We start from the raw sequence: 24,272 nt of genomic DNA, 5'->3' as shown, positions 1-24,272 counted from the left end.
TGTCGAAGTATGAGATCTATCGTATGATATATGTGATTATGCACATATAAAGGGGATCTCATATGAAAAAAGTGATAAAACGAATCAGCCTTATTGTTTTACTGTTAGTAGTGATCCTTTCGATCGCTTTCTTTTTCTGGGCTCGCTCTGCATATGAACCAACAAAAGAAGCGCTAGCTTATATGGAAAAATCCAATGAAAATGAATTAACTTTTGGATCAACAGACGCAGAGAAAGGGATCATCTTTTATCAAGGCGGCAAAGTAGAAGAAGAAGCCTATGCGTACCTAGCGCACCAGCTTGCTGAGAAAGGTTATTTTGTTGTCATCCCGCGTCTAACGTTAAATCTCGCTATTCTGGATGGCGACGAAGCTACGAGTATTATCGATCGATATAGCACGATCGATAATTGGTACATTGGTGGTCATTCACTAGGTGGTGCTGTGGCTTCCTCATTTGCAATGGAACATCCCGATCGCATACAGGGGTTGTTTTTTCTCGCTGCTTATCCGATTGAAGACATGTCTAACTTAGAGATGCCAACGTTAACAATATACGGGGAGGATGATGGAGTAGCTACCTTATCTGACCAAAAGGAAAAAGAAAGCTTGCTATCTTCTCAAGCTGTCATTCATGTAATTGAAGGCGGAAATCATGCGAATTATGGTATGTACGGTGAACAAAAAGGAGATAATCCTGGATCACTTACATCGGAACAACAAATCGATGAAACTGTCCAAACCATTTCAACTTGGATAGAAACCTCACAAAAATAAGAAGCTGTCAGTGACAGCTTCTTATTTTTGTGAGGTTTTTTAGTTCGGATAAGGGAATAAGGAATAGAAGGTAAGAAGATTCTCAATAATGGAGGATATAGGAAAGAGATTGACAGAAAGCGTATATGGGTTAAGATAGGGAATGTAATTATCTAACCCTTCATATGAGTTCAACTCCTAACTTTAAATGATGGAACAACTGATTAGGAGCTTTCTCAAAAGTTTGTATTATATGAAAAGGCTGTGGATGCTTTGTTAAGATCTCGATTTCGACGAATCCGATTAACGTCTGTTCAGTTAATCGTTTTGTTTTATTTAATAGCGGTAACGGTTTCCACTTTCTTAATTGGTTTACCGATTGCCCATCAACCTGGTGTGGAGCTCTCCTTTATTGATGCGCTATTTACAGCCGTTAGTGCGGTAAGTGTAACGGGTCTTTCTGTTGTATCTATTGCGGATACGTTCAGCGTTCCAGGTATTTTCATCCTCGCTGCAGTCCTCCAAATTGGTGGGATTGGAATTATGACGCTCGGTACATTTGTGTGGCTTGTCATGGGCAAGAAGATTGGGTTGAAAGAAAGACAGTTGATTATGACAGATCAAAATCAATCAACCCTCGCAGGCCTAGTGCAACTGATGAAACAAATTCTTGGCTTGATATTCATTATAGAAGTGATCGGTGCTCTTGTTCTAGGTACTTATTACCTTCGCTTCTTTGAAACTTGGCAGGAAGCCTATTTACAGGGGTTCTTTGCTTCTGTTAGTGCAACGACAAATGGTGGCTTTGATATAACAGGTAGCTCGCTTCAGCCGTTCGCTCAAGACTATTTCGTGCAATTTATTCATATCTTATTGATTGTGACTGGAGCAATAGGGTTTCCAGTTTTAATTGAAGTGAAAAACTTTTTGTTTTCTAGACAAAATAGTTATCGCTACAAATTTTCTTTATTTACAAAACTAACTACAATGACGTTCTTTGTGTTAGTTGTATCAGGTGCTATCCTGATTTGGGCTTTTGAAGCGACAACCTTTTTTGCGGACAAAAGCTGGCATGAATCGTTTTTCTATGCCATGTTTCAGTCGGTAACTACTCGTAGTGGAGGACTCTCAACGATGGATGTGAATCAGTTCCAGGAGCCTACACAGCTACTATTATCTGCATTAATGTTTATCGGTGCTTCCCCAAGCAGTGTTGGAGGGGGAGTTCGAACAACAACCTTTGCAATTGTACTACTTGCTATTTTCTTCTTCGCAAAAGGCGGGACATCGATCAAAGTTTTTGGACGAGAATTGCATCATGAGGACATTCACAAAGCATTTGTCGTCTTCACCGTAGCCATTATCGTGTGGAGCTGTGGAATTATTATGCTCTCATTCTCAGAACCATTTCCGATTGTGGCGATTATTTTCGAAGTCTCATCAGCATTTGGTACTACTGGTTTATCAATGGGGGTAACACCAGGGCTAAGTACATTTGGTAAAATTGTAATTATGTGTTTGATGTTTATCGGAAGAATTGGGATTCTTTCGTTTCTCTTCCTTATTAGAGGAACGGTTCTTCGTGAAAGATACCACTATCCAACAGAACGAGTTATTATTGGATAAAAGCAAGTGGCCTAGTGCTACTTGCTTTTTTTTTCGTTAAGTCCTTTCAATGTAGTAGTTGTTTTCTGTTACGCGGAATTAGTTGGATTTTCGCGGAAATATTGTTCATTATCGCGGGAAAAATAAAAATAACGCGGAAATATCGCAGAAATCGCGGAAATACGTTTTTATGATGCCTGCAGTGTCTAATCGCCCACTTCCGCTTTTCTTGTCTAGCTGCGACTCGCAGAAACTGCGATATTTCACTCTTTTACCAGAACACAAAAGGCGTGTTCTAGTTCAAGAGTTCCAATATCTCCGTTTCTAAACGCTCGTCTTCGCTTTTCTTGGTCTTATTTACCAAAAAATATTGGTATATAAAAATCGGGATTTCACAAACTAGTTGTACAAAGGAGGTGATTGACATGGCTCAACAACAAAGCAGACAAGGAAGCTCTAACAACCTTGTAGTACCTGGTGTGGCTCAAGCTATCGACCAGATGAAGTATGAAATCGCTACTGAATTCGGAGTGCAACTTGGTCCAGATTCAACTTCTCGCGCTAACGGATCTGTTGGTGGAGAAATCACAAAGCGTTTGGTTCAAATGGCTGAACAACAGCTTGGCGGTTACCAAAAATAATTTTATACCATGGCTGTAAGGGGTGGATTCGTCCATCCCTTCTTACGTGATTTATCCATAGAAGGAGGAGGCTTTATGTCTTTTGAATGTCCGCTCTGTAATAGCTTTGCTGCTATTGAGCTTGTTTGTCAGGTATGTGGAGATAAGTTAACGGATAAGGGAAGAGAAGCGGAGTATTATGATGAATATAGTGCGTATGAGCCTATTGAATCAATGAAAAAAGCGGACGGATATAAAAGCAAAGCGCATGAATGCCCCCATCTTCTATCTTGTCCAACGTGCGGATGGAATGATGTCTATTTAATTGAAGAATGGATTACATAGCAAAGAGCTGCCGGTTAGGGCAGCTCTTTATCTTATTAAGAGGATGGAATATACAATTTCTTCTCAAGAAAACTTTGGATGAGATTAAGAATCGTTGTAAAGAACCAGTAAATGAAAGCTGCCGTTAATAAGATTGGTAAGACTTTAAAGTTTGATGCAGCAATCTGATCTGCATTATAGGTTAATTCTGAAATCGTCAGTACGGAAGCAAGAGAAGAGGCTTTTACGATATCAATTAAAGAATTCCACACGGGTGGAATCGCTCTTCTCCAAGCTTGAGGTAAAATGACTTCTTTGTAAATTAACGATTTCTTCATCCCGAGTGACATCGCAGCTTCCCACTGTCCTTTTGAGAGGGAGAGGATGGCTGCTCGGAATGATTCAGAGATATAGGCTCCAAAGTGTAAGATAAGGCCAGTGTATGCGGCTTGCCAGGCTGTTAATTGGATATCAACAGAGACAAGACCATAATACAAAATAAATAATTGGATTAGTAGTGGAGTGCCTCTGAAGAACGAGACATATAATTTTGCTAACCCAGTCGCTATTTTACTTTTAGAAAGACGCAACAATGCAATCATTAATCCAACGAATAAAGCACCAAAGATGGAAAAGAAACTAAGAAGAAGTGTATTCTTAGCCCCTTCAAGGAGAAAGGGCAAAGAATTAATTAACACATCAGTTGTCTCACTCACTTACGTTCTCTCCATCAAAATATTCTTTTGAAAGGTCTGCGAGTGTTCCGTCTTCTTTCATTTCCTTTAATGCATCATTGATCTTGTTAACCAAGTCTTCATTTCCTTTTGGAAGAGCAAAGGCCATTTCTGTTTTGTTGAACGTCTCGCCAACGCCTTTTACTTTATAATCCTGCTCAGGCAGTTCCGTTAAAATGAAGAGACGGTCATTCATTGCTGCTTCGATGTTACGTTCGTTACTGAGATCTGTAAGAACCTGGTTTGCGCCTTTGTAAATTTTTGTTTCAGCTCCAGCTTCTTCAGCAGCTTGTGCGTAGTTACTCCCCTGTGTGGTTCCAACTGTTTTTCCTTCAAGATCTTCAATACCTTTAATATCATCGTTATTCTCGTTAACGATCACCTGTCCACCTGAATAAGTATATGGTTCTGTAAAATCAAATTGTTCTTTACGATCATCCGTAATGGTTACTTGATTGGCGACCATATCAATACGTTCTGTTTCAAGTGAGGATAGAAGCCCTTTCCATTCAATTGCTTTGAATTCCGCTTTCATTCCAATGCGATCGGCTACTTCTCTGGCAACTTCCACGTCGTAACCAGTGATTTCATTATTGTCATCACGATAGCTAAATGGTGGGTAAGTTGCTTCCGTTCCAATTAACAGTGTTTCTTTTTCGTTGGAACTTCCTTCTTCGCTATTCTCTGTATTATTATTGCTACCGCAGGCAGCAAGTACAGTAAGTGTTAAGGCAAGTACCAACCCTAGCATCCATTTTTTGTTCAAAATAAAGTCCTCCTTTTAATTCCTACAAAATTGATGTGAATTATAAATTTATTGTAGTTAGCATTTGACTTAAAGTCAATCAAGAAACATTATTGACGTTAATTTACTGCTTCATGCAAAAAGACAAATAAAAAAGCTTCCTCGCTTTAAGAGGAAGCTTTTTTAGCCATTTTATTAACGAATGCGAAGTTCTGATTCAGTATCAAAGAAATGGCATTTATTCATATCAAACGCAAGGCTGATATTCTGACCGTTTTGAATATCGGTACGAGAGTCAACACGTGCTACGAAGTCTTGATCTGCAACTTTCGAATAAAGGTAAGTTTCTGCACCCATCAATTCAGCTACATCAATGACAGCACTTACTTTTGTATCTTGAGAAGATTCGATAAATACTGGCTCATCATGAATATCTTCAGGACGAATACCAAGCATCACTTCTTTGTTCAAGTATCCTTGATCACGAAGGACTTTCATTTTCCCTTCAGGAACTTTTACTTGAACATCACCTAGTTTGAAGAAGCCATCTTGCAATGTACCACGGAAGAAGTTCATGGCAGGAGATCCAATAAATCCGCCAACAAAAACGTTGTCAGGTGCATCGTATACATCTTTTGGTGTTCCTACTTGTTGGATAAGGCCATCTTTCATAATAACGATACGCGTTGCCATAGTCATTGCTTCTGTTTGGTCATGAGTTACATAAATTGTCGTTGTTTGTAAACGCTGATGAAGCTTAGAAATCTCAGCACGCATTTGCACACGAAGTTTTGCATCTAGGTTTGAAAGTGGCTCATCCATTAGGAACACTTGTGGATCACGTACAATGGCACGACCTAGTGCAACACGCTGACGCTGACCACCTGAGAGTGCTTTAGGTTTACGATCGAGCAGGCTTTCAAGACCAAGAATACGAGCAGCGTCCGTTACGCGACGTTCAATTTCTTTTTTGTCGAACTTACGCAGTTTCAAACCAAAAGCCATATTATCGTATACGTTCATGTGAGGATAAAGAGCATAGTTTTGGAATACCATTGCGATATCACGATCTTTTGGTGCTACGTCATTCACGCGACGATCACCAATAACGAGGTCGCCATCTGAGATATCTTCAAGGCCGGCAATCATACGAAGCGTTGTTGATTTACCGCAACCAGAAGGTCCTACAAACACGATGAATTCCTTATCTTTAATATCAAGGTTAAAGTCTTTTACTGCCTCAAATTTGTTATCATATCTTTTGTAAATGTGATTGAGTGCGATCTCTGCCATGTTAATGCCTCCTATGAAATGAACTCCTTTTGCTAGTTCTAAGTCTACTCTATGAAAACGCTATCGTAAATTGTAAGCGTGCACAAACTTGTTCCGAGGTTTTGTGCATTTTGACCGAAAGACGTGAGAGAAAAGGGGTAACGCACTAAAAAAACTGCGTCCTTTAACGCAGTTCCATCGCAAGAAGAGAAAGGTAAACCATTACAGCTCCTTGAAAGCTTTTAACATCGATTCCCGTTTTTTCAATAAACTTATCGACACGATATTGGAGACTATTTCTATGTACGTATAGCTGTTTTGCTGCAAGGGTAATGTTTAAGTTTGATTCTAAATAAATCCGGATACTTTTTAGTAGTTCAGAGTCATGTTGAATTGGTTCCATGAGTTTAATTAAGTAATCAATGGTATCTTCACTCGCTTCATTGAAAAGAACAGCAGGGACAATATCCACGTGTGTAAAAACCATTTGAGAAGGCATCAGCTCTCTTCCTGTAGCAAACCATTTTTTTTCGGCTTTATAAACACGCTTCAAGTGACTGCTATCCGAATGACTTATTGTCTGACCAACAAACAAAGACATTCCAGTAAAAAAGTCAGCTGTTAGGGCTGCAGCTGTTTGTTCGAGTTCATGAACGATTTGTTGGTCTATATCGTTAGCTTGCACGAGGACGCCTTTCCTCTCATTTTCAAACAAAAGCACGGTTTCATCAGAAAACAATCCAGTCATAGCCTCGATAAAATCAGAAAGATCGGATGGTGCTTCTTTTAAATAAAAATGGATATACCGGACAGGTGAATTAAGGTTAAGTTCCACGCTTGAAGTATCTTCAAAAAGGAGAGAAGCCCATTTTATTTGAACCTCGTTCATCCGATCATCTAATATGCGGATGGAAGGGAAAAGGGCATTTAGAAGATCCTTCTCGCGTCCCGTAAGACGAGTTTTTCGAATCCCGAATTCTTCCCCATCAGTGGTTCGGTACCAATGGAACAGATCGGGCTGTTCGGAGGTGAGGACATAATCATTTCCATATAAATCGGCAAGTTTTGCATTCATAAGTGGTCCTCCTAATGTACAGTTATCCTCTAGTATAACGCATCAGCTGCTTCAAATTAATAGAGAATGAATCGAAAAGAACCTCTTCCAATGCAAGAGGTTCTTTGGTTATATTATTTCTGTTTGTCTTTATCTTTTTTTTCTACACTAGAATAGGGTGGCTCTTGTTCCATCACGGGGATGGCTTCTTCAATTTGTGCTTGTCTGTAACTTTGATGAACGGCCCCGCCAGCCATTCCTTCATTTACCATACGATCGATATCCATATCATACTTATCGCGGCCTTCGTACATTGAGTCTTCTGTTTTTTTAGTTGGCAACCTGATTCATCTCCTTATTTCATTGAATAAGGATAGTATGTGTTCCCTTGAGTAGGATTATGAATCTTGTTCGTATACATGGAAAAGCATAAGTTCATGAATTTGAGACTGAAGTTTGTTTTGTTCCGATTCGGGTGGAGCGGGCTGGAACCATTCGAATTCTCCAGTATGAAGGTATAGCGTACGGTAATACGTTCCTTGGTGAAAAAAAGATACTTCCCATTTAGGTTTTCTTACTTTTGATCCAACGGATTTATATTGAAAGTGCGAAATCATTGTATTCCCCCATGTCCACTTTTTTATCATCATAACATAGGATGTTAATACGCTGAATACGTTCGAAAAGATGAGGTGAGGGATCGTATAAAGGCTTGATGAATCAATGGTTCGTCAAAACGCATTGGTTTTGCATTCGCTTCAAAAATCCATAGCTGTCCATCTTGATCTTTTCCGATGTCTAAAGAGCATTCGAGCATCTGTTCTTTTTCTTCGAGAACTTCAGCTGTACGAATCGCAAGTGCAGTCAGTCGTGCTTCATCTTCCTGAGTGGCTAATTTATGAAACGGAAGAATACGCCCACCTTTTGGAACGTGGGTTGTTAGTCCATTAGGTGGAGCTGCACGAACTCCAATTCCTGTGACCTGCCAGCTTTTGAACGGTTTTTGTAAAAGGACTCGAAAATCATAAGCTTCTCCTTGATGTGTTGCCAGTTTAATTTTACGTTGCATGATGTAAGACTCTCCAATTTGAGTAGCAAGATGTTCTCTTAATAAAGAGAAAGTTGAAAACAAATAACTCCTTTCATGATCGACATAGTGAAATCCAGTCTTTACTCTATTTAATTTAAAAATTCCTCTTCCTTTACTGCCTGAAGTTGGTTTGAAAAATATGGAATGATGCGTATTGAGAAATTGTTCTACATTTGATCCGTTAACAGATGCTGTCTCTGGAATAAAAGGTAATAATTCTTCGTTTGCTGATAAGTGAGCAAGTACATGATCTTTTTGAAAAAATGACCGATTAAAATATGGGATTCCTTTCTTCTTTAATAAGCTGAAAAAAGCGGTCACTTTATCGGATTTCTCTTCTCCGCGATCAGGAATCCGATTGTAAACAATGTTAGGGTACGGGAAACGATAACCTGTCCATTTTTGAGAAAAGTGATCGTAAAGGTAACCAGTTATAAACGATGAGTGAATATCATCAGGTGTAAATACGTAAGAAAGCCCTCCAGAATCAGTAAGTTCTTTTTGAATGGCTTTGAATATCGTGCCATTACCACTGAAGTGCTGCTTGCGGGTAGAACCTGCAAGAATTCCGACAAGAGGCCTGATGGCATCATGGGACGACTGCAATTTCATAATAGAAGAAGCAAAAGAGGGAAAGGGAGAGAGCTTATTTGGCTCTTTCCCCCAGTAAATGGATTGATAACTGCTCTGCTGATACCAGCGTTTATTTGCATGACTATAAAATAATTCAATCATACTGTCGTAACCAATTGCTTTTCGATGGTCGATTGTGCAAGAAAGATGGCATATTCGATCGGTAACATTCTCGTTCTTGCCTCTTCTGCTTTTAATTTCGGATGGGAGAAAATACCTCTACCTGGTTTTGAATTTGCTTCAAATAAATAAATTTTCCCTTCTTTTGTAATACCAAGATCAAACCCAATTTCACCAATAAAGCCAGAGACTTTTTTATCTATCGCACGACTTAATTGAAGGGCAGCCTCCATTAAATCAGTTTCTACCTGCTTCTTTACGCCATATTCAGAAGTGAGCTCTCCAATTGTTTTAACCGTTCCGTTAGATGCCATGTGAGTCGTTAAGCTTCCAGCGCCTGCGATTTTTGCAGCAATCGCACTGACTTCCCAGTATCCCTCTTTGTTTTTGTTTGTATGAACGCGATAATCCATTGAACGATGATGAATGCGATGTAAATCAATTCCCTGTTGAGCAATGAGACCTTCCATTCCATTTGGGTACTGCGTTTTGAGGAGCCTTGCTAGTGATGTATATCGTCTAAGTCGGTTCTCTTTATCTGTTCTGAAGCGGCAATAATAATACTTTTCATTAGCTGGTTTTAAGATTTGCTGAATGCCAAGACCAAGACTTCCGTTGGCAGGTTTAATATATAGTTGCTCATACTCTTTCAACATGCTTGCGATAATCGTTGTTTTAGGACTTAGAACCGTTTCTGGTAAATAATCTTTTACGGCTTTATCTGTGCTTAATTTCTCGAACATCGTCCACTTATCAAAAAATCCAGGATTAAACCAGGGGGTGAAATATTGCGACTGAAGTTTCTTCATTGTCGTACTGACTTGTTCAATGTTTGCTGAACTTCGGTTTGGAAGGCGGTCGTAAACAACATCTGGGATTGGTACGGTTACTCTGTACCAGCCTCGTTTGTTATACATTAATCCTTTAATACTTCCTGTTTTCCAATCAATGTGATGCGCTCCAAAAGCAAAGCCAATAGCACCACACTTCAAGGTAGCTGACAATAATTTAGCGAAATACATACTTCGTTCCCCAATCGGCCTCATGCTATCCTTTGTAAAACCTGCTGTAAAAATCCCAATTAGCGGTCCGATATGAAGTGAATTTCCCTTCTCAAAAAGATGAACAGATGTTTCTGAAGGCACACCCAGCACCTTCCATAAATCTTCTGATAGAAGGTACTCTTCTTTGTTATCCGGATGAGGAGAGACTGTGCAAAAGGATCGTCTGGAACCAAAACATAGCTGATTAGGAAAAGAAATGCGATCGACCCAACGCTTAAACAGAGTGGCTGGAACATAGAAATTCCCTTGAGAAGTACTATCCTTTTTTAATGGAAGAATTACATCCATAGCAGTTAACCCCTTTCCTCTCGCTGATAAGCGAATGGCAATAGTAAAATGGAATCGTATAGTAATCTTGATGCGACCGAATGGCCTTATGCCCCGGTTTTGAATTTGCTTCAAGTAACCAGACTTTACCTGATCGATCAATTCCGAAGTCTAATCCAAGTTCAAACAATGGAGAAAAAGTTTCTTCTAAAATAGTAGCTACGCAATGAGAAAGTCGGCTGATTATTGACTCAGCATGATGAAAGACAGACTCTGACATTAAAAGCTTTTGGTCGGTTTGAATGGTGCCACCGCTATGCAAGTTTGATACAAAAGATTCAGGGTTTCCTACACGAGTTGCGCGACCGATTTCTTCCCAGGTTGTATAGGAGGTTTTTTTCATGACCACTCTTCGATCAAACGGTTGATTGTTTTGATCAAGCAAAGAAAGCCATTGCTGTGCGATATAGTCGCGCTGTTTTAAAATGCTCCTGATCATTTTTAGTAAAGAACTGGTTTTATCATAAGTATGATGAAAGATACGCCCATTATGATTGATTTGAACACCAATCTGGTCCTGGTTTTGAGTGAGTAGCATGATACCGTTACCTTGTGAGCCGATAATTGGTTTCAGAATAATCTTGCCGTGTTCAGTTAATAAATCGGATAGTACTTTAGCACACGTGTGAGGATGAAGCTTTATCGAATGTGGTATATGCCGATTTAGTAAAGGGCTTTTCTTTAATTGTTTGTATATCTCCCACTTTCCTGGAAGCCCATGACCTAGGAAAGTAGCGTTAGATTCCGTTTTCAGCCATCGAATAAAAGCTGTTTCTTTTTTTGTGGTGCTTCCGCTATGAAAGCATCGATCATAGATAAATTCCGGCACCTTAAAGTTCGTTTCCACCCATTCTTTTTGTAGTGGTTCGTATTTTAGCCCCTGTATGTGATGGGAAGAATGCTGGTTAGGTGAAAATCGATAGACGTCGAAACCTAAATCTATTCCAGCTTCACTTAATTTGGAGACGTAATCCATTTCATGTTGAAGTGAATGTTGGAGAATACCGAATGATTTCATAATCTCCCCCTTCTATAAGGATGAATACCAATGTACCAAACGGATTAGCGCTTTTACGGACGGACGGTAGGTACTTAAGGTTGTTCCCTCTGAGGTTTTTGAAGGTTTTGTGTTTACTTCAATTATCCACGGATGACCGTCTTGATCCACTGACATGTCGATTCCAAGCTCCCCAAATAAACCTTCACTCTCACGATCAATGATTTGTGCAACTTCACGAGCAAGTTCAGGGAGAATCCGCATTAGTTGGCTTTTCATCGAATCTTGAAAAGGAGCGAGCCCTTCATGGAATTTTTTTAATAGAGCACCATGTGCTATATTTGAAACAAATTGTTCATTTGTTCGTGAAACTCGCGACACAGCTGATACAACTGACCATTTCCCACCAGTACCTTTTAAACATAGAATTCGGAAGTCTACGGGACATCCGTCAATATCGATGAGAGGTATGCCTTGTTGGATAAGGTAGGGAATATATTTAGATCGTAAGCGAATAGTCTTGTAGAGGTTAGGTAAGGCAGAAGATGAAATTGTCTGACTGCCATTAAAGCTAGAGTAATCAAGATGAAAGAGATTATCACTTTGACTGATTCGAAAAATATGTTTGCCCTGGCTTCCATTTAACGGTTTTAAATATAGGATAGGATGTTTTGTAATCATGATTTCAATCGCATCAAACCCTTCTAGGAGAACCGTTTCAGGAAGATATGGAACAATCTCATCGTATAAGAGGAGTTTCTGATGTACGTCCCATTTATCAAGAAATGACTCATTAAAATAGGGGATTTTCTGTTGTTGCCAATAGACTTTCAATTGTTTGATAAAATGAGAATTCTCAAGTTTTCTAGAATGGATTCGATTATAGATAACGGATGGTATTGGCAGTATCGTTTCCACCCATGTTCGCTGATTCCAAATGAATCCAGATACCTTTGTTTCATTCCAAGGCTGTAATGTATACACGTAGAAAAGAATATGATGTTCCTCGCAATACTCTGCAACTTCCTTACAAAAATCCGTATAGGATCCAAACAGATTCTCTGCTTTTGAAGAAGAGTTAAGAGCAAGGCAGAAGATTGGACCAAGTGAGAGTATTTGTTTCTGATGACAAAAGCTCATGGTAATCGGAATGGTTTGATCTGGCAGTGACAGGGAACGGAGGAGATCAGGTGAACAGTATACGGTATGACTTGATGGTGTATGATAGACCTTTATTGAAACGCTGACTTCAACCGCGCCACATCGCAGTGGAAGGGGAGAATCCGTCAGTTTCCATTTAGAAGCGATTTTTTCAGGAATGGTTAACGTAAGTTTTGACTGGGAAGAGCTTGAATTTTCTGGTTGTATAATAATCTTTTCAGCAAGTTTCATTCAAGACCCTCGTTCAACATTTTTTGCTTTATTACCTTACTTTAACTGGATAGGCAATAGCGGATATCGTATACTATGAAGATGAAGTTTACTATGTGAACGTGAAGGATAGAAAGGTTGAGGTATCATGTCATCCATAATTATAACAATCCTCTTTATGATCGCTATTGGCGCAGTAATAGGTGGATTCACGAATTCATTAGCGATTAAAATGCTGTTTAGACCATATCAAGCTCGGTACATAGGTAAATGGAAAGTTCCATTTACTCCTGGTCTCATTCCGAAGCGAAGAGATGAATTAGCAGTGCAACTTGGAAAAATGGTCGTTGAACACCTTTTAACTGCTGAAGGAATTCAGCAAAAAATGAATGATCCTGTTTTCAAGCGTACGATGATTGAGTATGCGCAAAAAGAAGTGTTGAAATTAGTAGAGTCTGATGAAAAAATCGAGGATCTTTTAAAGCGAGGACTTCATCTCGAGAATCCCGAGCAAGAAATAAGATTAAAAGCAAGCACGTATCTTACTAAAAAAATTGAAACAAAACTAGTGAGTTTAAAAAGCAAGGAATTAACTGAGGTTCTTCCAGAGAAAACACAGGAGAGAATTGATGGAGCAATCGAACCGATTGCAGATCTTATTTTAACGAAAATCAGTGACTACATCGCTTCTTCTGAAGGGAAGAACAAACTATCTGTCATGATTGATCGTTATCTTGCTGACCGTGGAACGCTTGGAAGTATGATTAATATGTTTTTTACGAATACAAGATTAGTCGATAAGGTGCAACCTGAGCTGCTTCGCCTTTTGAAGCAAAAAGATATTCAAAATGTTATCATTACGATGCTGGAGAAAGAATGGCAATCGCTTAAAGAAACGAAATTAGAGACGTTTGAAGACAAATTCGATTCAGAAGAGCTCGTGCAAGGAATAACAAACCTTATTGTGGATGAACTTCCAATTCAGCGTGTGTTGAATTTAAGCCTATCAGAAGCAATAGAGCCTTATAAACAGCGTATTGTTGAAGACTTTGTGCCAAGAATAGTGGATGCAGCTGGTCAGTACCTAAGTCAGAATTTGCAGCCGCTCATGGAACAACTGCATCTTGCCGATGTGGTGAAAAGTCAGGTAGAGACGTTCTCTGTAGGGCGTCTCGAAGAAATGGTTTTATCGATATCCAGACGAGAATTTAAAATGATAACGTATCTTGGGGCAGTACTCGGAGGGTTGATTGGGTTGATCCAGGGCATAATCATTACCCTTATGGGATGAATTTCGTTTCAGTCTTTGTTATAGTGGGGAAGTATAGGGTTATGAGAGCGAAATAATCCTCACTTACTAAGGAGGTATATACAATGGCAGAGAAAAATCTTTACGACGTAGCATACGAATTAGAAAGCGCAATGCGCGAGCATGAGGACTACACGAAGCTTAAAGAATTATATGATCAGGTAAACCAAGATGAAGTATCAAAGAAACTTTTTGATAACTTCCGCAACATGCAAATGGAGCTTCAACAGAAGCAAATGTCTGGTCAACAGATCACAGAAGAAGAAGCTCAAAAAGCTCAACAACAGGTTGAACTTGTTCAGCAGCATGAAGTGATTTCTCAGTTGATGCAACAAGAGCAACGCATGAGTCAGGTCATTCAGGACATTAACAAAATCGTAACGAAGCCTCTAGAGGACCTTTACGGTAGCCCTGAAGAAGACATTCAGCAGTAATTAAAAAACCGTTCATCTCAGGATGAGCGGTTTTTTTATATAATTTCTATTTCATACTCTCAATGATTTGATTTTGGGTTTATTCGAGTGAAACATATGCTTCATTCGAATAAGCTCAAAATGATGAGAAAAGTTACAAAAAAGGATAAGTGCTTAGGAAGCGTTCTCAATGACGCCAATGACCTCAAACTGAGTTGGCTGTGTAATAATCGTTTCTTCTACTGAACAATGAGGACAGTTTAATTGATGAGCTCTTTCCTGACCTTCGGCAATTGTTCCTCGAAATTCATGGTCACACTCAGAACATTTATAAATGTGCGGCTCACTAAATGCTCCTGTGCAGTCAAATCTGATTCTTTCTTTCCCCTTTGTCATATGTTTAAGACCCCTCTCCGTTATTGTAATACGTTTGTAATAATACTAGTTTCATATTAAAACTTCCCACGCTTTTCCTTTTCTAAACGCCTAATTTTGGGAATGAAGGATTTTACATGAATTTTAATGTGATAAGACAAGATTTACGAGTCATAGAGATAAGTGGGGAAGGGAGTACTTCTATATGGGAGGGATTTAAATGGTTTATCAACTTCTAGCATTAGATATTGATGGAACAATACTTAGATCTAATCATAAAATTGACAAAGAAACGAAGGAAGCCATTAGTTATGTGAGAGAGAAAGGAGTATACGTAACGCTCACAACGAGTCGTAACTTTGCATCTGCTAAGAAAATTGCAAGGGCAGTGAAGTTAGATGACGTCATGCTCGTTACGCATAGTGGCGCCTTTATTGCTGAAGAGGTTGAAAAGCCAATTTATGAAGAAAGGATTTCAAACGAAGATGTTAATAAGATTGTTAATATTCTAGAGGAATTCGATTGCCATATTCGCATCATTCATGAACGGCTAGCTGTTGGAAATCGAGTGAAGCATAACAACTATTTATCAGCAAAGATGACGCTAGGTATAGGAGATCCATTATTTTATCCTGTAAACTTTGTGGAAACACTAAGTGAGTATTTAGAAAAGAAAGACCTCTCTCCTCCAAAAATTGATGCGCATTTCTTTAATGAAGAAGAAAGAGAGGAAGCACGTCTTATGTTAGAGGAGCGCATTCCTTCGATATCCGTTGTTCGATCGACAAAATGTAATTTTGGGATCATTCCAAAAGGCGTTTCTAAAGCAAAAGGACTTCGTATTTTAGGGGAGAAATTAGGAGTGCCTGTGGATGAAATGGTTGTAATCGGTGACGCAGATTGTGATGCTGAAATGATTCGACAAGCGGGTCTTGGCGTGGCAATGGGGAATGCTTCGTATGAATTAAAGAGACTTGCCGACTGGGTAACGCGATCAAATGACCAACAAGGCGTTTCTTATATGGTAAAAGAAGTTTTTCGAAAGCAAATGCGTGTCCAACTAAAAAGGTAGCTCAAGCTTATGGACGCCTTCATCGAACCCTGACGAATAGTAGGGAATGAAGGCGTCTTTTGTGCGACTTTTGAATCATTTTCCTGAAATGAAAAGGCTTTCACGAAAAAACAGCTAATATGTATAATGTTTGATAATTTTGAATTCTGGAGGGATAGTATGCAAAAATTACTCGACTTGAATCCAAAGGTGACGGAATTTCTGAAAGGCACAAAGCAACTTTATATTAACGGTCAATGGAAGGATTCGGTATCAGGTAGAACATTTGATACGCTAAACCCCTCAACAGGTGAAGTACTTGCTACAGTTAGTGAAGCAATGAAAGACGATATTGATGAAGCAGTTATGTCAGCTCGGAAAGCTTTTGATAGCGGACCGTGGCCTCGCATGTCTGCCTCTGCTAGAAGTCGCTTAATTTATAAGCTAGCTGATTTGATGGAAGAAAATAAAGAAGAGCTTGCGATGATTGATACGCTTGATAATGGTAAACCAATTCGTGAGACGCAAAATGCGGATGTTCCACTTGCGATTGAGCATTTTCGCTACTATGCAGGTTGGTCAACCAAAATTATGGGACAAACCATTCCAGTTAACGGTCCGTTCTTTAACTATACGCGCCATGAAGCATTAGGTGTTGTGGGACAAATCATTCCATGGAATTTCCCTCTACTTATGGCAGCCTGGAAACTTGGTGCTGCTCTAGCAACTGGTTGTACGGTTGTACTTAAGCCTGCGGAGCAAACGCCGCTTTCAGCACTTTACTTAGCTCAATTAATGGAAGAGGCTGGTTTCCCTGAAGGTGTCGTGAACGTTGTACCAGGATATGGTGAGACGGCAGGGGATGCACTCGTCAAACATCCAAATGTGGATAAAATTGCATTTACTGGGTCGACTGAGGTTGGGAAATATATTATGAATCAGGCTTCAAATGATTTGAAGAGGGTTACGCTTGAACTCGGTGGGAAGTCTCCAAATATTATCTTACCTGACGCTGATATGGCAAAAGCGATACCAGGCGCGTTAAGTGGTATTATGTTTAATCAGGGCCAGGTTTGCTGTGCGGGATCAAGACTTTTTGTTCAGAAGAAAGCATATGATAATGTGATGGCTGACTTAGTAAGCCATAGTCAAAAGATCAAGCAGGGAGCTGGCTTGGATCCTGATACTGAAATGGGCCCACTTGTATCGGCTGAACAGCACGAGCGAGTTATGAAATATATTTCGAAAGGACAAGATGAAGGCGCAGAATTATTGACTGGTGGACAAGTTCCTTATGATAAGGGATACTACGTCCAGCCAACCATTTTCTCTGATGTAGATGATAAAATGACGATTGCAAAAGAGGAAATCTTTGGCCCTGTTGTTGCGGCAATGCCGTTTGAAGACCTTGATGAAGTGATCGAACGAGCAAATGACTCTAACTATGGTCTCGCAGCCGGACTCTGGACAGAGAATCTGAAGTCTGCTCATTATGTTGCAAATAAAATAAAAGCCGGAACGGTATGGGTGAACTGCTACAATGCGTTTGACGCCGCTTCTCCGTTTGGTGGCTATAAGCAATCTGGTATCGGAAGAGAAATGGGCTCTTATGCTCTGAATAACTACACAGAAGTGAAGAGCGTTTGGATTAACTTAAAGTAATCAAAAGAGAACCGCTCGTCCTTTATGGACGGGCGGTTTTTGTGAGGTAGTCCATTTCAGCTATCTTTTTAAGACGATCAACTTACCTGCAGATGATACGACACGTGCCGTATGATTTTCAAATCCTTTTTGTTTCAACAGCTCTTCGCCCACTTTTTTAGCTTCCTTGTCGTCTTGCGCCTCAAAACTTTCATCAAGAACGGTAGCGCCACTTTTTTCAAATGCCGTGATAATGTATTTTTCCATGTTATCCCCTCCTATTAGTAGTTTACCGATTGATCAATTTGTTGTCACTTTTTTCTGAAAAAACGAATCTTTTAGATGAATCAAACGTTATACTTATCGAGGAGTGTTTCGAATGAAGTAAGGTCAATTAAGAGGGGGTAATTATGCTCGAATTTCAAAATGTAACAAAGCAGTTTGGCGCTTTTACAGCAGTTGAGCGTCTTAATTTATCTATTCCAGAGAATGAGATTTTTGGTTTGCTCGGTGGGAATGGAGCGGGTAAAACCACCACCTTTCGGATGTTACTGCGACTTATTGATCAAACACAAGGAACCATTAGTTGGAAGGGAGAAGGGATCTCTTATGATTCCAGTCATTTAATTGGCTACCTACCTGAAGAACGCGGTCTTTATCCAAAGATGAAAGTGAAAGAGCAACTCATTTATCTTGGTAAGTTACGAGGAATGAAAAAAGCAGAAGTTGAAAAAGAAATAGCGATATGGCTTGAACGGTTTAAAGTCCCTGAGTACCTTGACAAGAAAGTAGAAGAACTATCGAAGGGAAACCAACAAAAAATTCAATTTATTGCAAGTGTTATTCACAAGCCGGAATTGCTCATTCTTGATGAGCCTTTTAGTGGTCTTGACCCAGTAAATGTTGAAGTGCTAAAAGAGGCTGTGCTTGATTTAAAAAAGAGTGGGACGACCATTTTGTTTTCCAGTCATCGCATGGAGCATGTGGAAGAGCTCTGTGAGCATCTTTGTATCCTGCATAGAGGAAAATCAGTTGTATCGGGAAATTTAAAAGAAATTAAACGTTCATATGGAAAAAAGAATATTCGAATTGATGCAGATTTTGACGTTGCCTTTTTAGAAAACGTTGCCGGAGTTGTTCGATTGAAACAGGGATTGAATCATAGCATCGTTCAAATTGAAAATGAACAAGTGTCTCAAACCGTTTTACGAGAGTTGGTAAGTAAAGGGTTTGTTCGACAGTTTGAATTAGAAGAGCCGTCATTAAATGATATTTTCATTGAAAAGGTGGGTGCGGCATATGAATAAGTTTTTCATTGTCCTATCCCAGACGTACTTAAACCGTTTAAAGTCCAAAGCTTTTATTATTACGACGGTTATTACATTATTGATGATTTTTTTAATTACGAACATCTCAACCATTATGAATACGTTCGATTCAAGTGAGGCCGACCGTGTTGGGGTAATTGATACTGGCTCGTTTTATAGATCCCTTGAAAATCAAATCAAGATGATGGACGCGGAAATTGTCTTAGAAAAGTTCGAGGGAACAGAATATGAAGCGGAACAGGCGGTCGAACAGGGAGACCTTGACAGCTACTTGGTTCTAGAAGAAAATGAAGCTCTCGAGCCGACAGGTCTTTATAAAGCTGAGACGGTGGCAGAACAAGTCACTCCTCAAGTAATTGAAACAGCTCTTCAACAAATGAAGAGTACAATCGCAGCTGAAAAAGCTGGCGTAACTCCGGAGCAGCTTAATCAAATTGATCAGCCTGTACAGTTTGAGAAAGTAGCTTTAGAAAAAGGGGCGAAGACGGAGGAGGAATTGAATCAAGCGCGCGTGTTTGTATATGTGCTCTTGTTCGTTATCTACTTTTCAGTCATTTTTTATGGGAATATGGTAGCTGTTGAAGTAGCAACTGAAAAATCATCACGAGTGATGGAGATCTTAATTTCAAGTGTTTCTCCTGTAAAGCAAATGTTTGGAAAAATTCTTGGAATCGCTTTGCTTGGTTTAACGCAATACGCCATTATTATTGCGAGTGGTTATCTGTTTATGCAAATGCAGGAAGACGAACTCACAGAAACAGGATTCCTTTCATTTCTTGATTTCGGCAACTTGTCAACTTCGCTTATCGTCTATGCGATTGTCTTCTTTATTCTTGGGTATTTACTATATGCAACAATTCTTGCTATGGTCGGTTCACTCGTTAGTAGAGCAGAAGAAGTGCAGCAGATGATCATGCCAATACAGCTTCTTATAATAATTGCCTTTTTTATAGCGATGTTCGGACTAAGTACCCCATCTTCTACATTTGTCACGATTTCATCCTATATCCCGTTTTTCTCACCGGTCGTAATGTTTTTACGTGTAGGAATGCTCTCGATTCCATTCTGGGAAGTAGCTCTAAGCCTTACGTTGCTCGTTGGGGCAATTGTGTTATTTGGCATTATGGGGGCGAAAGTCTACCGGGGTGGTGTTCTCATGTATGGAAAGTCATCTTCATTAAAAGACATTGGAAAAGCATTAAAGTTATCGAAACGTGAACAATAACATCAACTGAAAAGAAGTTAGCAGACCCGGAGATATGGTTTCTTCGGGTCTTATTTATTTTTACATCTTCATCGGTTGGGCTCATAAGTGCTCGATGAGGTGAGTAAAGAATGTGAAAGCGTACGAACGTGCGCTCGATTAGATATGGTAAAATGAATGGTAGAGAGCATTTGAAAGGGAGATGAGTGATGAAAGAAGTATCCTTTCTGCACTGTGCGGATCTACATTTAGATAGACCATTCACCGGTGCTAATCAATTACCAACTTCGATTCATGAATTTGTTCGAGAAAGTGCTTATCGCTCTTTGCGCGCTATCGTTGATCTTGCTATTCAGCAACGTGTCGATTTTGTCCTTTTTGTTGGAGATTTGTTTGATAGTAGCTATCGTAGCATAAAGACACAGATGGTTCTCTTACAAGAGTTAAAGAGATTAGATGAAGCGGGGATCTATAGTTATCTTTCCCATGGAAACCATGATGCACTGGACGGAGAGTGGGCTGCTTTAACTTGGCCAGAATCAAGCTACTTTTTCAGTGAGGAAGTGGAAGCTGTTCCATTCAAGCAAGAAGAGAAGACGGTTGCCTGGATTCATGGATTTAGTTATCCAACTCGTCATGTGAATGAACGGATGGTAAGTGCTTATCAAAGGACGGATGAAGAGAGTTTCCAAATCGGAATGCTTCATGGAAATTTAGAAGGACAGACGGAGCACTCTGCTTATGCCCCGTTTACATTAAGTGAATTAATCGAAAAAAACTTCGATTATTGGGCGCTTGGTCATATTCATCAACGGATAGAGTTACTGGAAAATCCACCGATCGTGTATCCCGGAAACATCCAGGGGGCTCATTCTAAAGAACGTGGCAAAAAGGGATGTTATTTTGTAAAGTTAAGCGATGCTGATCCAGTCACGGTTTTTCATCAAACATCTGATGTTACATGGCATAGGCCAGTTGTTGATATTGGGAAATGTAATTCCATGGGGCAACTTCTAAACGTTTGTGAAGAAATACTGAATCAGGAAAACTTCTCTACAGGCGGGCATTTAATCAATTTTGAATTTATTGGGATAAGTTCATTACATACAGATCTGCTGTATGCAAACCAATTAGATGACCTTCTCCAGACGCTCCAATTAAATCGAGACATGGAAGATAACGGATTTGTGTGGCCGTACAAATTATCTTTGCATTCTATGCCTTCATGGGATCGGGACAGTTTAAAAGAGCAGAGTGGCTTTTTACAAGACATTCTCTTTATTTCAGACCACTATGAGCAAAATGATCTGAAAGAAGCCATATCCCCTCTCTATAGCCACAGGCGAGCGAGAAAGGCACTTCATCCATTAGAAGATGAAAGCCAGTTAATAAAAGAAGCGGAAGAACTCTTGCTCACCTACCTCATTGATTCAAAAGGAGATGGCGAGTAATGAAACTTAAAGGCATCGAAATCTATGGTTTCGGAAAGTTTGAAAATGATCGAATCGAAGATATTTCAACTGAATTGCAACTTATATTTGGAGAGAACGAAGCAGGGAAATCAACGCTTATTGCGTTTATCGAATACGTATTATTTGGCTTTCAGGCTCGTCAAGAAAATAACTACAAGATGAATCAACTGCCGCGTTTTGGAGGCGTGCTTTCTGTTGAAAATAATGGAGAAATGTTTCGAATTGAAAGAACGAAAGATCGCACGTCTGAACAGGTTGTGATCTACTATTCGAACGGCTCATTTGGAGATAGTGACGATTTAAAGGCACTATTAAAGGGAATGAATCGAACGAGCTTTAAACAAATTTTCTTTTGTAATTTGACAACGTTAAATGACTATCAATACTATGATGAGGAAGGTTGGAATCAAGTATTATATGAAGCCGGTATGAGCGGCGGGGCTTCATTACTTGCCATTGAAAAGAACTTTGAAAAGTGGCAAGGCGAAATTTTTAAGCCAGGTGGTAGAAAACCACAACTTAATGAAAAACTGGAAAGCTATGAGTCTTTAAAGAAAAAGACGAACGAATGGGAGAAGAAAAACGAGAGCTATAACCATTTGATCGAGAAGGTCGAGAAGTTAGAAACACAAGTGAAGGGCAATGCAGAAAGGTTGCAATTACTACAATCTGAGCAGCGAACACTTGATTATGAGAAACAAATTTTCCCTCTTCTAAAACAGAAACAGAAGCTTCATCATTTATTGGATACTCTACCTGAGTTTGATCCTTTTCCAGAGGAAGGACTTGGTAGATTCGATAAATGGAAAGACCAGTCTGTCCTTTTATCTGGGGAATTAGAAAGTTTAAAGAAAAGAAAGCAGGGTCTACAAGCAGAAATTAATCCTAATCATCTTCTTCCTGATGCAAAAAAGTTCTTACAAGAAGTTTCCTCTTTGAACGAAGAAATGATTCTTTACCGAGGAAGAACAGAAGAAAGAAGAAGACGTAAGCAAGAACTTTTATCACTTGATAAAACACTTGAATCAGAGTTGCAGGAATTAGGAGAAACTGAAGAAAAAGTAAAACCTGTGAAGACGTCTTTTTCAGGGCGTGAAAGTTTAAAACAAATCAAAGAAGCCTACCTGCAATCAAATCAGAAATACCAATACGTTAATGAGGGATTTCTCACGGCTAAAGAAGATCTTGAGAAAGAAGAAAATGAGTATAAACGCATAAAAGAACGCATTGCTTCTGAGAAAAAGCATAAAAAGGGAGAAAGAGAAAGCTTTTCAACACAAAAGCGACCATATGAGATGATGGCAGTCGCCATCATACTTCTGATAGTGATAGGTCTAGCTGAAAATTGGCTTCTTGGTTTTGTGGCGGCGGCTATTGTTATCGGTGGAGCAATCCTTATGACTTACACAACCAAGGCCTCTAAGGGCGGCTTGCAAGATGAGGCACTGATCCGAGAGAGAGAGTGGACTCGACAAGCTGAACAAATAAAAGATCAAATTGATCGCCTTAACCGAGCTTATTTTAAGGCTGCAGAAAAAGTAGATCTTTGGGAAGCGGAGAGGTATCAACTTGATAAAGATTTGGAGGAATGGCGCGTGCGTCATTCGTTTCCAGAAAATTTGCCTTCTACATCATTGCTAGACGCATTTGACAGGGTAGTTTCAATTAAGAAGCTGCAGACGGACCGCCATCAAAAGCAGAAACAGATAGAGGAGCTTGACTCTCATTTAGCCTTGTTCGAAGATAGAATGAAGCGTTTATGTGACAAAGTGAATTTACACGATCAAACGCCTGAAAATGCGATTCAACGCGTGCTCCAAAAAGCTGAAGAACAAAGAGAAAGTTTGAAAAAAGTTGACATGGCGAAAAGTAAGTTAAAATCCATTGAGGAGCAGTACGATGAGGTTTCTGCAAAATTAAACAGCTGTAATGAGGAAATAAAGGGACTAATGCTGTTAGCAGAGACAGAAGGCGAAGAGGCCTATCGAACAAAAGGAAAAGCTCACCAAGAAGCAAAAGAGCTGAACCACCAGCTTGCTACTCTTTCATCTCAGCTCAGTGAGGATGCATCTGTAAGATTTGCAACCGTGGAAGAATTAGAGGATCAGCGGCAACAAGTAGAGCAGGAAGAAGCGTCTATATTGGAGAAACAGCAAACACTTTACAAGCAGATAGCTACTGAGCAAGAAAAACTTCGTCTTTTAACAGAAGATGGCACGTATGATGAGTTGCTTTTACAACGGCAGCAAAAGGAGGATGAGATTAACGCTTATGCCAGAAGATGGTCTGTCATGAAAGTAGCATCTGATCTTCTAACGAAAGCGAAAGCAAGATATCAAGAAGAACGCCTACCGGCTGTGATGAAGAAAGCGGAAGAATACTTCAAGAACATTACAGATGAGCGTTACACCGCTATTTATCCACCTTTAGAAGGTGAACCTTTTCGAGTTGTTCATAAGAGCGGTCGAGCGTACAAGCCATCTGAATTAAGTAGGGGAACAGCTGAGCAATTATATTTGTGTATAAGACTTGCACTTGCTTCTATATCTGCAGTAGAAATGCCCATTTTTCTTGATGACATTTTTGTGAATTTTGATGAAAAACGGACGAATCTTGCGAAAGCATTTATTAAGAAGTTTTCTAAAGAACATCAAGTTATTTTATTAACATGCCATACAGCTACCACGGTTGGGATAAATGACAAGATGCATGTACTTGAACGTTCATCTGATGCGATAAATAAAAAAGATCAGTTAATGAGGTGATAT

At 39.6% G+C, this 24,272-nt stretch carries 24 protein-coding genes; 12 read left to right on the top strand and 12 right to left on the bottom strand.

Features of this window, described 5'->3' with window-relative positions; translation table 11 throughout:
• The first annotated feature begins 62 nt into the window (after nt 1-62).
• The 4 genes from PQ578_RS17660 (at nt 63) to PQ578_RS17645 (ending at nt 3,325) form a co-directional block, all read left to right on the top strand.
• Nucleotides 63-776, top strand: coding sequence for an alpha/beta fold hydrolase (locus PQ578_RS17660; protein WP_273835763.1), 714 nt, complete (start codon nt 63-65; stop codon nt 774-776).
• A 252-nt stretch (nt 777-1,028) separates the two neighbouring features.
• Nucleotides 1,029-2,381: a TrkH family potassium uptake protein gene (locus PQ578_RS17655; RefSeq protein WP_420541584.1), complete on the top strand. Its 1,353-nt coding sequence runs from the start codon at nt 1,029-1,031 to the stop codon at nt 2,379-2,381.
• 404 nt (nt 2,382-2,785) lie between these two features.
• Nucleotides 2,786-3,001 carry an alpha/beta-type small acid-soluble spore protein gene (locus PQ578_RS17650; protein WP_048313244.1) on the top strand — a complete coding sequence of 72 codons (216 nt, stop codon included), beginning with the start codon at nt 2,786-2,788 and terminating at the stop codon, nt 2,999-3,001.
• Nucleotides 3,002-3,076: 75 nt separating this feature from the next.
• Nucleotides 3,077-3,325: a hypothetical protein gene (locus PQ578_RS17645; protein WP_165999633.1), complete on the top strand. Its 249-nt coding sequence runs from the start codon at nt 3,077-3,079 to the stop codon at nt 3,323-3,325.
• 35 nt (nt 3,326-3,360) lie between these two features.
• Here the strand turns inward: PQ578_RS17645 and PQ578_RS17640 are convergent, their stop codons facing one another.
• From PQ578_RS17640 to PQ578_RS17595, 10 genes are all read right to left on the bottom strand, one after another.
• The gene (locus PQ578_RS17640) at nt 3,361-4,020 is read right to left on the bottom strand and encodes an amino acid ABC transporter permease (protein WP_098446404.1); all 660 of its coding nucleotides are present in this window, start codon (nt 4,018-4,020) and stop codon (nt 3,361-3,363) included.
• On the bottom strand, nt 4,013-4,804 hold the full coding sequence (locus PQ578_RS17635; protein WP_273835760.1) for a transporter substrate-binding domain-containing protein: 792 nt from the start codon (nt 4,802-4,804) through the stop codon (nt 4,013-4,015). The genes PQ578_RS17640 and PQ578_RS17635 overlap by 8 nt, the downstream gene beginning before the upstream one ends.
• Nucleotides 4,805-4,978: 174 nt before the next feature.
• Nucleotides 4,979-6,076: an ABC transporter ATP-binding protein gene (locus tag PQ578_RS17630; protein ID WP_273835758.1), complete on the bottom strand. Its 1,098-nt coding sequence runs from the start codon at nt 6,074-6,076 to the stop codon at nt 4,979-4,981.
• A 163-nt stretch (nt 6,077-6,239) separates the two neighbouring features.
• Nucleotides 6,240-7,130, bottom strand: a complete 891-nt coding sequence (locus PQ578_RS17625) for a PucR family transcriptional regulator (protein WP_273835756.1) — start codon at nt 7,128-7,130, stop codon at nt 6,240-6,242.
• Nucleotides 7,131-7,243: 113 nt separating this feature from the next.
• Complete coding sequence (locus PQ578_RS17620; protein ID WP_098446634.1) at nt 7,244-7,423, bottom strand: hypothetical protein; 180 nt, start codon at nt 7,421-7,423, stop codon at nt 7,244-7,246.
• 84 nt (nt 7,424-7,507) lie between these two features.
• Nucleotides 7,508-7,726 carry a DUF5342 family protein gene (locus PQ578_RS17615; protein WP_098446408.1) on the bottom strand — a complete coding sequence of 73 codons (219 nt, stop codon included), beginning with the start codon at nt 7,724-7,726 and terminating at the stop codon, nt 7,508-7,510.
• 44 nt (nt 7,727-7,770) lie between these two features.
• Nucleotides 7,771-8,934, bottom strand: coding sequence for a YheC/YheD family endospore coat-associated protein (locus PQ578_RS17610; RefSeq protein ID WP_273835754.1), 1,164 nt, complete (start codon nt 8,932-8,934; stop codon nt 7,771-7,773).
• Nucleotides 8,931-10,304 (bottom strand): YheC/YheD family endospore coat-associated protein, encoded by a 1,374-nt coding sequence (locus PQ578_RS17605; RefSeq protein WP_273835753.1) that lies wholly within the window; start codon nt 10,302-10,304, stop codon nt 8,931-8,933. The genes PQ578_RS17610 and PQ578_RS17605 overlap by 4 nt, the downstream gene beginning before the upstream one ends.
• Complete coding sequence (locus PQ578_RS17600; RefSeq protein ID WP_273835752.1) at nt 10,273-11,361, bottom strand: YheC/YheD family endospore coat-associated protein; 1,089 nt, start codon at nt 11,359-11,361, stop codon at nt 10,273-10,275. The genes PQ578_RS17605 and PQ578_RS17600 overlap by 32 nt, the downstream gene beginning before the upstream one ends.
• 12 nt (nt 11,362-11,373) lie before the next feature.
• Complete coding sequence (locus tag PQ578_RS17595) at nt 11,374-12,732, bottom strand: YheC/YheD family endospore coat-associated protein (RefSeq protein WP_273835751.1); 1,359 nt, start codon at nt 12,730-12,732, stop codon at nt 11,374-11,376.
• A 127-nt stretch (nt 12,733-12,859) separates the two neighbouring features.
• Here PQ578_RS17595 and PQ578_RS17590 point away from each other — a divergent pair, with 127 nt between their 5' ends.
• Both PQ578_RS17590 and PQ578_RS17585 read left to right on the top strand, forming a co-directional pair.
• Entirely contained in the window at nt 12,860-14,002 is a 1,143-nt protein-coding gene (locus PQ578_RS17590; RefSeq protein WP_273835750.1) for a DUF445 domain-containing protein, read from the top strand.
• 83 nt (nt 14,003-14,085) lie between these two features.
• Nucleotides 14,086-14,454 carry a YlbF/YmcA family competence regulator gene (locus PQ578_RS17585; RefSeq protein WP_159781116.1) on the top strand — a complete coding sequence of 123 codons (369 nt, stop codon included), beginning with the start codon at nt 14,086-14,088 and terminating at the stop codon, nt 14,452-14,454.
• A gap of 153 nt (nt 14,455-14,607) precedes the next feature.
• Here the strand turns inward: PQ578_RS17585 and PQ578_RS17580 are convergent, their stop codons facing one another.
• Nucleotides 14,608-14,829, bottom strand: coding sequence for a hypothetical protein (locus tag PQ578_RS17580; protein ID WP_273835749.1), 222 nt, complete (start codon nt 14,827-14,829; stop codon nt 14,608-14,610).
• A gap of 199 nt (nt 14,830-15,028) precedes the next feature.
• On the opposite strand from PQ578_RS17580, the gene PQ578_RS17575 reads away from it, so the two are divergent.
• Nucleotides 15,029-15,880 (top strand): Cof-type HAD-IIB family hydrolase, encoded by an 852-nt coding sequence (locus PQ578_RS17575; RefSeq protein ID WP_273835748.1) that lies wholly within the window; start codon nt 15,029-15,031, stop codon nt 15,878-15,880.
• 159 nt (nt 15,881-16,039) lie between these two features.
• Nucleotides 16,040-17,521 (top strand): aldehyde dehydrogenase family protein, encoded by a 1,482-nt coding sequence (locus PQ578_RS17570; protein WP_273835747.1) that lies wholly within the window; start codon nt 16,040-16,042, stop codon nt 17,519-17,521.
• Nucleotides 17,522-17,581: 60 nt separating this feature from the next.
• On the opposite strand, the gene PQ578_RS17565 is transcribed toward PQ578_RS17570, so the two are convergent.
• Complete coding sequence (locus tag PQ578_RS17565) at nt 17,582-17,767, bottom strand: YhzD family protein (RefSeq protein ID WP_098446420.1); 186 nt, start codon at nt 17,765-17,767, stop codon at nt 17,582-17,584.
• 143 nt (nt 17,768-17,910) lie between these two features.
• Between PQ578_RS17565 and PQ578_RS17560 the strand changes: the two genes are divergently transcribed.
• The 4 genes from PQ578_RS17560 (at nt 17,911) to PQ578_RS17545 (ending at nt 24,269) form a co-directional block, all read left to right on the top strand.
• The gene (locus tag PQ578_RS17560) at nt 17,911-18,807 is read left to right on the top strand and encodes an ABC transporter ATP-binding protein (protein WP_420541583.1); all 897 of its coding nucleotides are present in this window, start codon (nt 17,911-17,913) and stop codon (nt 18,805-18,807) included.
• Complete coding sequence (locus PQ578_RS17555; protein WP_273835746.1) at nt 18,800-20,053, top strand: ABC transporter permease; 1,254 nt, start codon at nt 18,800-18,802, stop codon at nt 20,051-20,053. Before PQ578_RS17560 ends, PQ578_RS17555 begins: the two co-directional genes overlap by 8 nt.
• 188 nt (nt 20,054-20,241) lie before the next feature.
• Nucleotides 20,242-21,483: a metallophosphoesterase family protein gene (locus tag PQ578_RS17550; RefSeq protein ID WP_273835744.1), complete on the top strand. Its 1,242-nt coding sequence runs from the start codon at nt 20,242-20,244 to the stop codon at nt 21,481-21,483.
• The gene (locus PQ578_RS17545) at nt 21,483-24,269 is read left to right on the top strand and encodes an ATP-binding protein (RefSeq protein WP_273835743.1); all 2,787 of its coding nucleotides are present in this window, start codon (nt 21,483-21,485) and stop codon (nt 24,267-24,269) included. The genes PQ578_RS17550 and PQ578_RS17545 overlap by 1 nt, the downstream gene beginning before the upstream one ends.
• Nucleotides 24,270-24,272 lie beyond the last annotated feature (3 nt).

The organism is Guptibacillus sedimenti, assembly GCF_028610665.1.
GTDB classification, from domain to species: domain Bacteria; phylum Bacillota; class Bacilli; order Bacillales; family Guptibacillaceae; genus Guptibacillus; species Guptibacillus sedimenti.
Note: the sequence above shows the minus strand (reverse complement) of the source record. Positions and strands in the feature narration are given on the sequence as shown.